Annotated in this window: 10 protein-coding genes; 3 read left to right on the top strand and 7 right to left on the bottom strand. The window is 67.1% G+C overall.

Going from position 1 to position 14,100, the window contains the following annotated elements; all coding sequences use genetic code 11:
* The first annotated feature begins 157 nt into the window (after positions 1-157).
* Genes FHG66_RS18240 through FHG66_RS18250 form a run of 3 tightly spaced genes read left to right on the top strand, consistent with a single transcriptional unit; the run spans position 158 to position 4,376 of the window.
* On the top strand, positions 158-742 hold the full coding sequence (locus tag FHG66_RS18240) for a recombinase family protein (protein WP_139078487.1): 585 nt from the start codon (positions 158-160) through the stop codon (positions 740-742).
* Between the two features lie 13 nt (positions 743-755).
* Positions 756-1,094 (top strand): WGR domain-containing protein, encoded by a 339-nt coding sequence (locus FHG66_RS22700; protein ID WP_139078488.1) that lies wholly within the window; start codon positions 756-758, stop codon positions 1,092-1,094.
* A gap of 24 nt (positions 1,095-1,118) precedes the next feature.
* On the top strand, positions 1,119-4,376 hold the full coding sequence (locus FHG66_RS18250) for a hybrid sensor histidine kinase/response regulator (RefSeq protein WP_176556338.1): 3,258 nt from the start codon (positions 1,119-1,121) through the stop codon (positions 4,374-4,376).
* 344 nt (positions 4,377-4,720) lie between these two features.
* Here the strand turns inward: FHG66_RS18250 and FHG66_RS18255 are convergent, their stop codons facing one another.
* From FHG66_RS18255 to FHG66_RS18285, 7 genes are all read right to left on the bottom strand, one after another.
* On the bottom strand, positions 4,721-6,223 hold the full coding sequence (locus FHG66_RS18255) for a CoA-acylating methylmalonate-semialdehyde dehydrogenase (protein WP_139078490.1): 1,503 nt from the start codon (positions 6,221-6,223) through the stop codon (positions 4,721-4,723).
* 45 nt (positions 6,224-6,268) lie between these two features.
* Entirely contained in the window at positions 6,269-7,192 is a 924-nt protein-coding gene (locus FHG66_RS18260) for a class I fructose-bisphosphate aldolase (RefSeq protein ID WP_139078491.1), read from the bottom strand.
* 55 nt (positions 7,193-7,247) lie between these two features.
* Positions 7,248-8,222 carry a class II fructose-bisphosphatase gene (glpX, locus tag FHG66_RS18265; RefSeq protein ID WP_139078492.1) on the bottom strand — a complete coding sequence of 325 codons (975 nt, stop codon included), beginning with the start codon at positions 8,220-8,222 and terminating at the stop codon, positions 7,248-7,250.
* A gap of 42 nt (positions 8,223-8,264) precedes the next feature.
* On the bottom strand, positions 8,265-9,290 hold the full coding sequence (locus FHG66_RS18270; RefSeq protein ID WP_139078493.1) for a Gfo/Idh/MocA family protein: 1,026 nt from the start codon (positions 9,288-9,290) through the stop codon (positions 8,265-8,267).
* Positions 9,291-9,424: 134 nt separating this feature from the next.
* On the bottom strand, positions 9,425-10,243 hold the full coding sequence (gene iolB / locus FHG66_RS18275) for a 5-deoxy-glucuronate isomerase (protein WP_139078494.1): 819 nt from the start codon (positions 10,241-10,243) through the stop codon (positions 9,425-9,427).
* Positions 10,244-10,274: 31 nt separating this feature from the next.
* Positions 10,275-12,113: a 3D-(3,5/4)-trihydroxycyclohexane-1,2-dione acylhydrolase (decyclizing) gene (gene iolD, locus FHG66_RS18280; protein ID WP_139078495.1), complete on the bottom strand. Its 1,839-nt coding sequence runs from the start codon at positions 12,111-12,113 to the stop codon at positions 10,275-10,277.
* Positions 12,114-12,122: 9 nt separating this feature from the next.
* Positions 12,123-14,063: a bifunctional 5-dehydro-2-deoxygluconokinase/5-dehydro-2-deoxyphosphogluconate aldolase gene (locus tag FHG66_RS18285; RefSeq protein ID WP_139078496.1), complete on the bottom strand. Its 1,941-nt coding sequence runs from the start codon at positions 14,061-14,063 to the stop codon at positions 12,123-12,125.
* Between the last annotated feature and the right edge of the window lie 37 nt (positions 14,064-14,100).

Below are 14,100 nucleotides of genomic sequence, written 5' to 3' on the forward strand. Positions count from 1 at the left end.
GCCTACGTCCGCGCCCACCAGGCGGCCAGCCAGCCCCAGCCGAACCCGGCCAAATAGCGGCAGCGGTTACAGACCGCGCTTTTGAGGCACTTTCCTGTCCGAAAACCGTGTCAGGAAATCATTTGTCCAGGATACCCTGTTCAGCTACCATCCTGACATGCTCATCGGATATGCTCGCGTTTCCACCGACGACCAGAACTTGGACCTGCAGAGGGATGCTCTCTCGCGTGCTGGATGCGGCCGCATCTTCGAGGAAAAGGAGAGCGGGCGCGCGGGAACCAAGCGCCCGGCCCTCGAGGCTGCGCTCGCCTTCCTCCGGCCTGAGGATCAGCTCGTGGTCTGGAAGGTGGACCGGCTGGGCCGGAGCCTGCGGGAGATGCTGGACACCGCCCACAAGCTGCAGGCGCAAGGGGTGAGGCTGCGCTCCCTCACCGAGGCCGTGGACACCGAGACCCCCACGGGCCGGCTCATGTTCAACTTCCTGGGCACCATCGCCGAGTACTTCCTGGACCTCAACCGCGAGCGCACGCTGGAGGGGCTCCGGGCTGCGGCGGCCCGGGGCCGCAAGGGCGGGCGCCGGCGCAAGCTTTCTGACGAGGACCTCGCGATGGCTCGCGCGCTCCTCAAGGACGCCAGCATCCCAGTGGCGCAGATTGCCAAGAGGCTGGGCGTGAGCCGGGCCACGTTCTACGCCTACTTCCCAGGGGCACGGACGCGGAGCATGAGCGGAGCTGGATCATGAGCGGAGCTGGATCATGAGGGAGCCCGAGCAGCTGGATCTGTTGGATTGGCTGGCGGCACTGCCGCCCATTGCTGCTTCAGCTGCACCGCAGCTTGCGCCTAGTCCCACCAGTAAAGGCTCGGAGCCATCCCCGGTCCATCTCACTCGGGTTGACCCATCGTGCAACATGCGCCGGTTCTACAGCCTGGCGCTCACCACCAGCCTCTTTGGCGAATGTGGGGTGACGCGCCAGTGGGGGCGGCTTGGCTCTGAAGGCCGGAGACGGACGGAGTGGTATCTGGAGCCCAGCGAAGCCAGAAGAGCTCTTGAGGCTCTGCTCCGAGCCAAGCGGAGACGGGGTTACACGACCTGAGGTGATGGCCAGATGACGATCGGCATGAACAAGGGATCCGTGACCCAGCCCAGCCGGGCAGGTACTTGGCCTCAAACTTCCGGCGAGATGGCGGACCTCATTCGTGCTCACGACTGGTCCGCCACCCCGCTCGGGCCCATCGAGGGCTGGCCCCCGCCTCTGCAGACCTTGGTCGGGACCATCCTGAGTATCCCGCAGGCCATGTGGATCGGCTGGGGACCGGAGTTCATCCAGATCTACAACGACGCCTACCGCCGGCTTCTGGACACCGAGCGGCATTGTTTGGCACTGGGACGGCCAGCCTCGGAGACCTGGGCGGACACTTGGTCCTTAGCGGGACCGCAACTCGAAAGCGTGCTGGACGGCGGCCAGCCTCTGTTTCACGCAGACCAGCCGATCGCCTACCGACGTGACGGCGAGGTCCGCGAGATCTACTACACCTCCAGCTTCTCGCCCATTCCGGACGAGGCCGCGCCCCAAGGTGTGGGCGGCGTGCTGTGCGTCGCGGCGGAGACCACGCCTGCGGCCCTGCTGCGCCAAAGCGAAGAGCGCTTCCGCGCAATCGTCGAGACCGCGACCGACTACGCCATCTTCACCACCGACCCGGAGGGCCGGATCGAGACCTGGCCGCCTGGAGCCCAGAAGGTGTTCGGGTGGACGGCAGACGAAGCCGTGGGCCAAGCGGTGGATATCATCTTCACGCCCGAGGACCGGCAAGCCGGCCAGCCCGCGAAGGAGCGGGAGGAAGCACAAGCAACCGGGCAGGCGCCCAATGAGCACTGGCACGTCCGCAAGGATAGCTCGCGCGTCTTCATCGAGGGTGTGGTCCGGCCGATCGCTGGTTCTGATGGTCGACCGATGGGTTTTCTCATGGTGGGTCAGGACGTGACCCAATGGCGGGCGGCAGAGGAGCGGCTCCAGCTTGCGACCGAAGCCGCCCGGATCGGCATCTTCGACGTCGACTTGGCTACAGGTGCGATGGCGTGGGACCCGCGTCAAAGGGACCTCTGGGGTATTGGACCAGACGAGGACATCACCGACGAGATCTTCCTGTCTGGCATTCACCCCGATGACCGGGACCGAGTCGAGCTGGCCCTGGCGCGGGCTAACGATCCAGGGGGCGACCACCTCTACGCGGCCGAGTACCGGGTACGCCACTGCCAGCACCACGGCGAGCGCTGGGTCGCAGCCACGGGCCGCGTCCACTTCAACGGCCAGCAGGCCGTGCGGCTGATCGGGACGGTGCAGGACATCTCGGAGCGCAAGCGCACCGAGGCGGCGCTGCGCAAGAGCGAGGCGCGTTTGCGCGATCTGAATGAGACGCTCGAGCAGCGGGTCGCCGAGCGCACAGCCGAGCGCGACCGGGTGTGGCGGCTCTCGCGGGATCTCTTCGTTGTGCTTGGAGCTGACGGTATCGTACGCGCCATCAACCCGGCCGTGAGCGCAATCCTGGGCCTTGAGCCCCGTGAGGTGGTGGGGCACTCCTTCCGGAGGTTCGTCCTTCCAGAAGACGCCGAACTCACGCAGCAGGCCATCAACGAGGCTGCCGCGGGGCACGACGTCACCAACTTTGAGGCCCGTTTCTATCATCGAGACGGCACGCTCCGGTGGCTGTCCTGGCACACCTCGGTCGAGGGCGATCTGGTCTACGCCTATGGTCGCGACATCACCGGAGACAAGGAACGCCAGGCACAGCTCGAGGCGGCTGAGGCCGCGCGGCACGAGGCGGATGCGCTCTACCGTGCCTACTTCCAGAACTCGGCCGAAGGGCTCTTCGTAATCGGGATCCAGTCTGATGGAGGGTTCACCATCGAGGAGGTGAACCCGGCGCATCGTAGGGCGATGGCCGGCTTGGGCCTTGAGCCTGTGCGCGGACGGCCGCTTGAGGAGCAGCTCCCGCCCGGGGCGGCCGAGGTGGTGGCCGCCAACTACCGCCGGGTGCTCGAGACGGGCGAGATCCAGCGCTACCGCGAGAGCGCCGACATCGGCGGGCAGGTGATGCACTTTGAGACCGTCTTGGTGCCGGTGCGCGACGAGACGGGACGGATCGTGCGCATCGTGGGCTCCGGCCGGGACATGACCTCCCAAGTCCAGGCGGAGGAGGCGCTGCGTCAGAGCCAAAAGATGGACGCCATGGGCCAGCTCACGGGCGGGGTGGCTCACGACTTTAACAACTTGCTGACCCCGATCCTGGGCGGGCTTGACCGTCTGCAGCGCAGGGGCGTGGGCGACGAGCGCGACCGCCGCATGATCGACGGAGCGCTCCAGTCGGCCGAGCGGGCCCGCACCCTGGTCCAGCGCCTCTTAGCCTTCGCGCGTCGCCAACCGCTCCAGCCGACCGCCATCAACGTGGCCGAGCTGATCCAGGGCATGGCCGGTTTGGTGGCCAGCACCACCGGCCCGCAGATCCGCGTGGCGGTAGCCGTCGAACCCGGCCTGCCCGCGGCCCTGGCCGATGCCAACCAACTCGAGATGGCGGTCCTCAACCTCGCCGTGAACGGGCGCGATGCCATGCCGGACGGGGGCACGTTGCGCATCTCGGCCACGAGCGATGTGGTGGGACTGGAGCAGACCTCAGTCGCCGCAGCCCCGGGCCGCTATGTGTGCCTGTCGGTGGCCGACACCGGCGTCGGCATGGACGAGGCCACGCTCGCGCGGGCTGTGGAGCCCTTCTTCTCGACCAAGGGCATCGGCCGTGGAACAGGGCTAGGCCTCAGCATGGTACATGGGCTTGCCTCCCAGCTTGGTGGAGCGCTCACGATCCAGAGCAAGCCCGGGCTGGGCACCAACGTCGAGCTCTGGCTGCCGGTGGCGGAAGCTGAGGTCGCGCCCGGGCTAACTGCCGTGGCGGTTCCGGACGCGCAGGAGAACGCCACGTCGGGGAAGGGCACCGTCCTTCTGGTCGATGATGAGGACCTGGTGCGAGCCACCGTGGCCGATATGCTAGCCGACCTGGGCTACAGCGTCACCGAGGCTGGATCTGCCGAAGCGGCCTTGCGCCTCCTGGACCAAGGCCTTGCCCCGGATCTTCTTGTGACGGACCACCTGATGCCGGGTCTCACGGGCACCGAACTGGCCCACACCGTCCGGCAGCAGCGTCCCAGCCTCCCGGTGCTCATTATCAGCGGCTATGCCGAGGTGGAGGGTGTTGCTCTGGGCCTGCCCCGGCTCACCAAGCCGTTCCGGCCGGCCGATCTTTCGGCAAGTCTGACCAGTCTGGCACGGAGAGCGTCGCCGAACCCGTCCTCAAATCCGAACGCATCGGAACCAGGCGTTTGCTGAGGCAGAGGGCGGCCGCTTTCGGACTGTGTCCTCGAGCGAAGTGTCAGCGGGGGTTAGCGACCTGGCCAGTTGCTGCCCAACGAAAACTCAGACCAGCCCGCTCCCCTACTCCGCAGGGTCCTGAATGACATTCTGTTCGCGAGCAAATCTGGTTTTGATCACACCCGCAGGAGACCAGAAGCCTGAGAATACGCACGTGAGATGCGCACAGGTTAAGCGGCTGGAGGGCCTGGGTCGGAGAGACATCTGCTTTGGGTAGCTCAGCCCTTGAGTCTCTGATCTGGGTGCATCCTTGGCTGAGACCTAGTCTCCCGGCCGGCGCGATGCCGGCCGGGGAACGCTGATCAGCCCATCGTCGGCATCACGAACTCCGGGTCGGAGCGAACGCCTGTGGGCCAGCGGGTGGTGATGGTCTTGAGGCGGGTGTAGAAGCGCACGCCCTCAGCCCCGTGCATGTGGTGGTCGCCGAACAGCGACTGCTTCCAGCCGCCAAACGAGTGGAACGCCATTGGCACGGGGATAGGGACATTGACGCCCACCATGCCCACCTCGATGTCGTGGGCGAATGTCCGGGCCGCATCCCCGTCGCGGGTAAAGATTGCCACGCCGTTGGCGTAGTCGTGTCCCTGGATCAGCTCGACGGCCTCGGCGTAGGATTTGCGCCGCACGACTGACAGGACGGGGCCGAAGATCTCCTCCTTCCAGATCGTCATGTCGGGCGTCACGTCGTCGATGAGCGTGCCGCCGATATAGTAGCCGTCCTCGTAGCCCTGCCGGTCCATGCGGAACCTGCGACCGTCAACGACGATCTTCGCGCCCTCGGCCTCGCCCGCGTCGACATAGCCGCGAACCTTGGCAAGGTGCTGCGCAGTCACGAGCGGCCCCATGTCTGATGAGCGGTCAGCTGCGGGCCCGACCTTCAGCGCCTCGATCTTGGGGATCAGTTTGGCGATCAGCGCGTCAGCCACGCGGTCGGTCACTGGCACGGCCACCGAGATCGCCATGCAGCGCTCGCCGGCCGAACCGTAGGCCGCACCCATCAGCGCGTTCGCTGCCATGTCGAGGTCGGCGTCGGGCAGGATCACCATGTGATTTTTGGCGCCCCCGAGAGCCTGCACCCGCTTTCCGTTCTTTGTCCCGGTCTCGTAGATGTACCGTGCAATCGGCGTGGAGCCGACGAAGCTCACGGCCTTCACGTCAGGGTGCGCCAACAGGGTGTCGACAGCCTCCTTGTCTCCTTGGACGACGTTGAAGACGCCCTTCGGCAGCCCGGCCTCGGTCAGCCACTCGGCGAGGAGGAGCGACGCGGACGGGTCGCGCTCGCTCGGCTTCAGGATGAAGCAGTTGCCGCAGGCCAGGGCCACGGGGAACATCCACATGGGCACCATTACCGGGAAGTTGAATGGCGTGATCCCGGCCACTACGCCCAGCGGCTGACGCAGCGAGTGGCTATCGACGGCCGTGCCGACGTTCTCGGTGATCTCGCCCTTGAGGAGGTGGGGGGCACCCACGGCGAACTCCACCACCTCGAGGCCCCGTGTGACCTCGCCTACGGCGTCGTCATGGGTCTTGCCGTGCTCGGCCGAGATCACCTCGGCCAGCTGGTCAGCGCGCTCCCATAGGATCGTCTTGAAACGGTCGAGGATGCGCGCGCGGCGCAGCGATGGCGTGCGCGCCCAGGCCGGCCAAGCTGCTCGCGCCGAGGCTACGGCTCGGCCGACCTCCTCGGTCGAAGCAAGAGCAACGGTCCTCTCGCTCTGCCCCGTTGCAGGATTCCAGACCGGCTGGCTGCGGCCGGACGTGCCCGCGACACGGGCGTTGTCGATATAGTGGGCGATCTCACTCATAGATTACATCCTCTGCTCTGGCCTCCGCAGGCCTGGGGGTCGGTTTCAGTGCTGATAAGCAGCTACGAGCTGGTCGAGCAGCGCCACGGCCTGGGCGCGAGGGCGCTGGAAGACGTTGCGGCCGATGATCGAGCCGTTGCCGCCGCCCGCCGCGATGTCGCGTGCGTCCTGGAGGACCGAGTCCTCGCCCTTGGCCGCGCCGCCGGAGAAGACCACGATCCGCCGCCCGCCGAGGCAGGCTTGCACGACGTGGCGCACGCGGGCGCCGCCGGTCGCGACGTCGATCTTCTGGGCGTCGTAGACCTTCTTGGCCTCGGACTGCGAGACATGGTCCGTCGGCAGCTTCACCTTGATGATGTGCGCGCCGAGAAGCGCGGCGATGTGGGCAGCGTAGGCCGTCACGTCCACCGCCGTCTCGGCCTTGCTGTCGAGGTCCTCGCCGCGCGGATAGGACCAGATCACGGTCGCGACGCCCTTGGAGGCCGCCTCCTTCCGCATCTCGGCGATGTCCTCGAACATCTCCAGCGAGAGGGAGGAGCCCGGGTAGATCGTGAAGCCGATGGCCGCGCAGCCGAGGCGCAGGGCGTCGTCCACCGTCGCGGTGATGGCCTGCGTCTTGGGCTGGTTGGAGGGCAGGAGCGAGTTCGAGGAGTTCACCTTGAGGATCAGCGGGATCTGGCCCGCGAAGGTGTCGGCCCCGGCCTCCAGGGGACCGAGCGGCGCGGCATAGGCCGAGAGCCCCGCGTCGAGGGCGAGCTGGTAGTGGTAGTGGGGGTCATAGGCTGCGGGGTTCACGGCGAAGCTGCGGGCGGGCCCGTGCTCGAACCCCTGGTCGACGGGAAGGATGATCATCTTGCCGGTCCCGGCCAGACGCCCCTGCATCAGCATGCGGACGAGGTTCGCCTTCACCCCGGGGTTTTCGCCTTCATAGTTCCGGAGGATTGACTGGACGACGGGTGTAACGGTCATGTGGCGATGGCCTTTGCTGCGTTTCGGAGACGGTGGGAGCGAAGATTTGAGGGCTTCAGCGCCCGCTAGGTTGCCTGGGGTTTGTGTAGGTCATCCGCCGAACCGACCCAGTCTTGGAGCGCATCAGCACCGTCTCCACAGTGACGCTCTCGGGGTCCGAGCGGACGCCTGGCAGGAGCGAGCCGTCGGTGACGCCAGTGGCGGCGAAGATCACGTCGCCAGTGACCATGTCGTCGCGGGTGTAGACGCGATCCAAGTTGGTGATCCCGGCCTTGGCCGCCCGATCCCGTTCGCCGTCATTGCGAAACAACAGGCGGCCGAAGATTTGCCCGCCCATGCACTTGAGGGCTGCCGCCGCCAGCACCCCCTCTGGGGCACCGCCCGAGCCCATGTACATATCGATACCGGTCCTCGCCGGCTCTGCGCAGTGCATCACGCCCGCGACGTCGCCGTCGGTGATGAAGCGGATGGACGCGCCCGTAGACCTGATCTCAGCGATCATCCTCTCGTGGCGCTCGCGGTCGAGGACGCAGACGGTGATGTCGTTGGTTGAGCAGCCCTTGGCCGAGGCCAGCGCCGAGACGCGCTCGGCCGGGGTCATGTCGAGGGTAACGACGCCGCGGCGGAAGCCGGGACCGATAGCGAGCTTTTCCATGTAGGTGTCGGGCGCGTGGAGCATGGTGCCACGCGGGCCCATGGCGATCACCGCCAAAGCGTTTGGCATGTCGCGGGCGGTGAGAGTCGTGCCCTCCAGCGGGTCCAGGGCGATGTCGACCGCCGGTCCCTGGCCGGTGCCTACCTCCTCGCCGATATAGAGCATCGGCGCCTCGTCGCGCTCGCCCTCGCCAATAACGACGACGCCCTGGATGTCGAGCTTATTGAGTTCGCGGCGCATGGCGTCGACAGCGGCTTGGTCGGCCGCCTTCTCGTCGCCGCGTCCCACCAGCGGCGCGCAGGCTATGGCTGCGGCCTCCGAGACTCGGGCGAGGCCAAGGGATAGGAGGCGGTCGTGAAACTCAGGGGCGGCCATAGAGCGTCCTTTCGCGGCTGTCGTATGCATCTCGTTTCGCGTTCAAAGAGAGACAGAATGACCGTTTTCGGCGCTTTGGCGGGCAGCATCCAAGATCATCAGGACGTTGACCGCCTCGGCGGCACTCACAGGTGGCGGGCGTCCTTCCCGGACAGCACGAGCGAAGGTCGAGTAATAGTCTTGGTAACGTCCCTGCTTGGACGGGACTTGTGTCCGGCCAGTGGTCGTGGACAGGGTTCCCCAGTTGCCCTCTGGCTCGTAGCCCCAGCCCCTCGGGTCGTCGATCGGACGTCGGCCGGCGAAGATCGCCTGCGCCTGGACATCGATGCTCGAAGACACGTAGCTGCCGGCCTCCCCATAAGCGCGCAGCTCGCGCGACGTGATGTGGTTCAACTTGCTCGCAGACAGATGGGAATGAGCGCCCGACGCGTGGCGTAGGGTGATGGTGAACCCAGCATCTGTCGTCCCCTGCACGAGGTCGACCATGTCGAGCTGGGCGTCCACGGTCGTAGCTGGTCCCAAGAGCCAGAGCATCTGGTCCACGAGGTGGCTCCCCAAGTCGCGCAGGAGACCTCCCGTGGGTCCCGCCTCGAGCGTCGCCGCGTCGTCAAACTCCATCCGCGAGTGAATGCGCCAGAGACAACCGAGGAGCCCGTCGTCGATCACGCCGCGAAGCGTCAGGATGTCGGAGTCCCAGCGGCGGTTGTGAAACACGCCGAGGAGGACCCCGTGGGCTTGTGCTGCGGCGTCGAGCTCTCGACCGCCCTCCGCGTTCGGTGCGAAGGGCTTGTCGGCGATCACGTGCAGCCCGGCCTCGATCGCCTCGAGCACCAAATCTCGACGGGTTTCAGGGGGAGTCGTGATCGTCACGGCATCGAGGCCCCCTGCGGCGATCATGGCCGAGAGGCTGGAGTGGATTGCGACGCAGGGCAGGTCGCGCTGGACGGCCAGGATGGTTGCTGGCGCGCGCGCCACGACGCCAACCAGCTCGACACCCTCCGCGGCCGCGATGAAGGGCGCGTGGAAGTGCCGGCCTCCGGTGCCGTAGCCGACCAGTCCGATCCTCATCGTTCCTCCGCCTCCAGTTTCAGTGGCTCTTGGAGAGCCGTGACGCGTGTCGGCCACCCGAGACCGCAATTGAGCCGCTGCCGGCTCCGGCTCATAAAACAGTGCTGTGGTTAAGCGACCGGCACGCGCCGGCGTCATTTCGGAGGGTTGGTGTCGCGTTCCATGATCCAGCGGTGCGCGGGATCGGGCTCGAACCGCCACGCTCGACGGGGGCCCGCCATGACGTTCAGGTAGTAAAGCTCGTAGCCGTGCGGGGTGCCGCAAGGGTGGTGTCCGCGCGGCACAAGCGTCACGTCGCCGTCCCTCACCACCATCGTCTCGTCGAGGCTGCCGTCCTCGGTGTAGACGCGCTGGATACCAAAACCCTGAGCCGGGTTCAGCCGGTGATAATAGGTCTCTTCGAGGTAGGTGATGCGCGGGAAGTCGTCCTCGTCGTGGCGGTGGCTCGGATAGGACGACCAGTTCCCCGCCGGCGTGAAGACCTCGGTCACCAGGAGACTGTCAGCGGTGTCCTCGGCTTCCATGGCGATGTTGTTGATGTGGCGCGTGTTGGAACCTGTACCACGCGGGGTCAGCACGATCCCCTCCGGCCCGATCCGCCGCGCCGCATGCCTGCCCTGGCCCGGCGCGGAGCAGACGGCGAGGACGCAGTCAGTCTCGGCCACAACCTCCCAGGTGGTGCCGTTCGGCAGGTAAAGGCAGTGCGGCGGCGTCTTCTCGAAGACGTCCATTCGGTCGCCCAAGGTCCCCCAGTCCTGACCCGCGCCCGAGAGCCGGGCGCGGCCCTCGACCATCACGAGGATGACTTCGCGCTCGCCGGTTGCCTCGGTGGCCGTTTCACCCGCGCGGAGCCGCCAGAGCGAGAAACCAACGTACCGCCAGCCCGCGCTCGCTGGGGTGATCTCGTGGACGCGGCCGTGGCTGCCGAATGGCCGGCGGAGCAGGTCGGTCATGGATTGCCCTCGCGATCCGAGCTCGGGCGCATCAGTTAAACGTCCTCTGGAGCGCTGCGGTCGCATCGTAGCGGCGCCTCGCCTCCTCAAGCCGCTCGGGCCCGCCCACTTGCGGGACGGCCACGTCCCACCAGGTGCCCCCCACCCCGAGCCCAGGGACGGCGTCGGTGTCGATAACGATCACGGTGGGCACGTCACGCCCGCGGGCGTCGGCGATTTCGGCGCCGAGTGCTGCGATGTCGGCGGCCTTGACGGCCGTAGCGCCCATCGACCGGGCATGGGCCACGAAGTCGATTTCGGGCTGGGTCTCGACTAGGCTGTCTTTGTACATGTTATTGAACTCGGCACCGCCGCACTCGATCTGGAGGCGGTTGATGCATCCGTAGCCGCGGTTGTCGGTCAAGACGACCGTGAAGGGGATGCGGCGCATGACAGCAGTGGCCAGCTCGGAGTTGGCCATCATGTAGCTGCCGTCGCCCACAAAGCAGATTACCTCCTTGTCAGGCGCGGCGATCTTGATGCCCATGGCGCCCGCGACCTCGTAGCCCATGCAGGAGTAGCCGTATTCCATATGGTAGCCCCCCCGCGCCGCCTGCCAGAGCACCTGCAGCGCGCCTGGCATGGTGCCGGCGGCGCACATCACAACAGTGTCCTCGCCCGCCGCGCGCTGGACCGCGCCAATGACTTGGGCATCGGTGGGGAGGGCGTTGGAGTCAGGCGCAGGCGCAGCGGTCACGCGGCCTACTTCGGCCAGCCAAGCCTCCCGGGCAGAGGGGTCGTGGCCATCAAAGCGTAGGTCGCTCAAGGCGTCCGACAGCCGCTCCAGCGCCACGCGGGCGTCCGCGACCAGTGGCATGGCAAGGTGCTTAGCCGCGTCGTACGGATGCAGGTTGATCGACACGAGCCGGCGCTCGGCGTTGCGGAACAGCGACCAAGAGCCTGTGGTGAAATCCTGGAACCGCGTCCCCACGCCGATGACGAGGTCGGCCGCCATGCAGATCTCATTGGCACAGTCCGACCCGGTGACACCTGGTGAGCCGAAGTTGAGCGGGTGTGAGGCTGCGAGCCCGCCCTTGCCGGCCTGGGTCTCCACAAAGGGCACATTGTGGCGCTCGGCGAAGGCCGCGAGCGCGTTCTCGGCCCCGGAGTAGAGCACGCCGCCGCCCGAGATAAGGACGGGCCGGGAGGCACGGGCAATCATGTCCGCCACATCAGCCACCTCGCGTGGGTCAGGCTCGGCGCGGCGGTCGGTGCGCCAGGTGCGCGGCTCGAAGAAGCTCGCTGGGTAGTCGTAGAGTTCAGCTTGGACATCCTGGCAAAAGGCGAGGACGGCGGGGCCCGCGTTTTGTGGGTCGGTCATCACCTGCAGCGCGCGCGGCAGCGCCGTCAGCAGGTGCTCGGGGCGGGCAATGCGGTCGAAGTAGCGGGCGACCGGCTTGAAGCAGTCGTTGACGCTGATCGTCCCATCCTCAAAGTCCTCGATCTGCTGGAGGACCGGATCAGGGCGGCGGTTGGCGAAGACGTCGCCTGGGATCAACAGAACGGGCAGGCGGTTAACGTGGGCGAGCGCGCAGGCCGTGACCATATTGGTGGCGCCCGGACCGATGGAGGATGTGACGGCCATCGCCTTCCGGCGGCGCTTCTGCTTGGCGTAAGCAATAGCGGCGTGGGCCATCGTCTGCTCGTTCTGGCCGCGCCACGTGGGCAGGGCGTCTCCAATGCCGTGAAGCGCCTCACCGATGCCCGCGACGTTGCCATGCCCGAAGATAGCCCAAACGCCCTCGATGAAGCGGTCGCCGTCCTCGGTCCTCTGCACAGACAGCCAACGCATCATGGCCTGCGCCGCCGTCAGTCGGATCGTATCTACCATCTCAAACTCCTATGCGACCGTCGTTTGCGGGGTCCTATCAGCCTCGCCGGGAGCCGCAGCCCTCGCTTCGTCCCAGATGCGGCACAGGTGCGAGAACCGACGGGCCATCTCGGTAACCGCGTCTGTGTCTCCAAGCTCCTCTCGCAGCCACGCACGCGCCACCGATCCAAAGATGGTTCGGCCCACGGCGAAGCCCTTCACGAGGGACTGCCGGGCGGCCAGCGCGAAGCTCTGGGCCAGCTCCTCGGCGGGGGCGTCGAGGCCCAGCACCACGACGCCGCGCACGTAGGGATCGTGGCGGGTGATGGCGTCGCAGGCGCGGGTCCAGGCGGCGTCCGTCTTGAAGGGCTCGAGCTTCCACCAGTCGGGGGAGATGCCGAGGGCGTAGATCCGGTCGATGATCCTTGCCGTGGTGTCGTCGTCTACGGGGGCGACCTTGGAGGGAATGACCTCCAGCAGGAACTCGAGCCGGTTGCGGCGGGCGGCGGTGAAGAGGCGCAGGAGCGTCTCCTCCTGTTGCGCCCACATCTGCGCGTCGTCGTCGGGGTGGCAGAAGCAGAGGACCTTGACGACATGCTCCAGCGGCCATTCGGAGAGGCCGCCGAAGTCGGGGCCGATCTCGGGCTCCAGCATCAGGGGGCGCGAGCCGGGCCATTCGACTGGGCGGCCGATCCAGAGGCCCGTGCCGGCGGCCCTGTAGAGCGCGTCGCGGCCCAGGCGGTTGTCGCAGAGGATGCCGTAGCCGGGGCCGCCGTCCGCGACCTGCTCTGCAGCCTGGAGGCAGAGGAGCTTAAAGGCGCCGATCTTCTCGGGGGTCGCGCCCTCCATCTCCTCCAGCTGCTTGCGGTGGTCGAAGGCGAAGACGCGCATATGGTCCCACACACCGTGGCGGTTCGTGGACCAGTGGATCTGTTCGAGGTCGGGGTCCTTGCGCAGCGCGGGCGTCTTGACGCCGCGGTTCAGGAAGTAGGTCAACTCTTCCAGCGAGGGATAGGCGGGCGTGCAGCCGTGGCGCGAGACGGCGAAGGCGCCGCAGGCGTTGGCATACTTGAGCGCCACGGGCCAGGGCTCGTTGTCGAGCCAGCCCTTGAGGAGGCCGGACATGAAGCCGTCGCCCGCGCCCAGAACGTTGAACACCTCGATGGGGAAGCCGGGACCGGTCTCGCCGTCGTCGAGGGAGTCGGGGATCTCACCAGTAAAGGCGACGGCGCCGCGGGCCCCGCGCTTGCAGACGAGGTGGGCCTGCGAGACGGCGCGGACGGCGCGCAGGGCCTCGACAGTGTTCGTGGAGCCGCCAGCGATGTGGAACTCCTCCTCGGTGCCGACGATCAGGTCGAAGAGATGCAGGTGGGCCTGGAGCTTGGCGGTGACGGCGGCGGATTCGATGAAGCGTGACTCCCCTGCCCCGTGCCCAGCCAAGCCCCAGAGATTCGGGCGGTAGTCGATGTCGAGCGCAGTCTGGGCGCCGGTCTCGCGGGCGAGGCGGAGAGCCTTGAGGACGGCGGCCTCGGTGCGGGCGTGGCTCAGGTGGGTGCCAGTGGCGACAACGGCGCGGGACTCGGCGATGAAGGATGGGACGATGTCGTCCTCGCAGAGGGCCATGTCGGCGCAGTCGGTGCGGTAGAAGATGAGGGGGAACTGCTCTTGGTCGCGGATGCCCAGGATCACGAGCGCGGTGAGCCGCTCAGGGTCGGTCACCACGCCCCGGACGTCGACGCCCTCGCGCGAGAGCTCCTCGCGGATGAAGCGGCCCATGTGCTCGTCGCCGACCCTCGTGATGAGGGCCGAGCGGAGGCCAAGGCGCGCGGTGCCCGCCGCCATGTTGGTCGGGCTGCCCCCGATGTACTTCTGGAAGGACCCCATGTCCTCGAGCCGTCCGCCCACCTGCGCGCCGTATAGGTCAACGGAGGATCGTCCGATGGTGATGACGTCGAGGGTCTTGCCCGTCATGGTACTGCTTCTCCCAGCTCGGCATACGTCGAGGCGC

It is taken from the genome of Rubellimicrobium rubrum (genome assembly GCF_006152115.1).
In the GTDB taxonomy this organism is placed as follows: domain Bacteria; phylum Pseudomonadota; class Alphaproteobacteria; order Rhodobacterales; family Rhodobacteraceae; genus Rubellimicrobium; species Rubellimicrobium rubrum.

Coding starts and splice junctions, on each gene's coding strand:
- FHG66_RS18240 (WP_139078487.1), top strand. CDS start 158: ATGCTCATCGGATATGCTCGCGTTTCCACCGACGACCAGAACTTGGAC.
- FHG66_RS18250 (WP_176556338.1), top strand. CDS start 1,119: ATGAACAAGGGATCCGTGACCCAGCCCAGCCGGGCAGGTACTTGGCCT.
- iolB (WP_139078494.1), bottom strand. CDS start 10,243: ATGACCGACCTGCTCCGCCGGCCATTCGGCAGCCACGGCCGCGTCCAC.
- glpX (WP_139078492.1), bottom strand. CDS start 8,222: ATGGCCGCCCCTGAGTTTCACGACCGCCTCCTATCCCTTGGCCTCGCC.
- FHG66_RS18285 (WP_139078496.1), bottom strand. CDS start 14,063: ATGACGGGCAAGACCCTCGACGTCATCACCATCGGACGATCCTCCGTT.
- FHG66_RS18255 (WP_139078490.1), bottom strand. CDS start 6,223: ATGAGTGAGATCGCCCACTATATCGACAACGCCCGTGTCGCGGGCACG.
- FHG66_RS18260 (WP_139078491.1), bottom strand. CDS start 7,192: ATGACCGTTACACCCGTCGTCCAGTCAATCCTCCGGAACTATGAAGGC.
- FHG66_RS18270 (WP_139078493.1), bottom strand. CDS start 9,290: ATGAGGATCGGACTGGTCGGCTACGGCACCGGAGGCCGGCACTTCCAC.
- FHG66_RS22700 (WP_139078488.1), top strand. CDS start 756: ATGAGGGAGCCCGAGCAGCTGGATCTGTTGGATTGGCTGGCGGCACTG.
- iolD (WP_139078495.1), bottom strand. CDS start 12,113: ATGGTAGATACGATCCGACTGACGGCGGCGCAGGCCATGATGCGTTGG.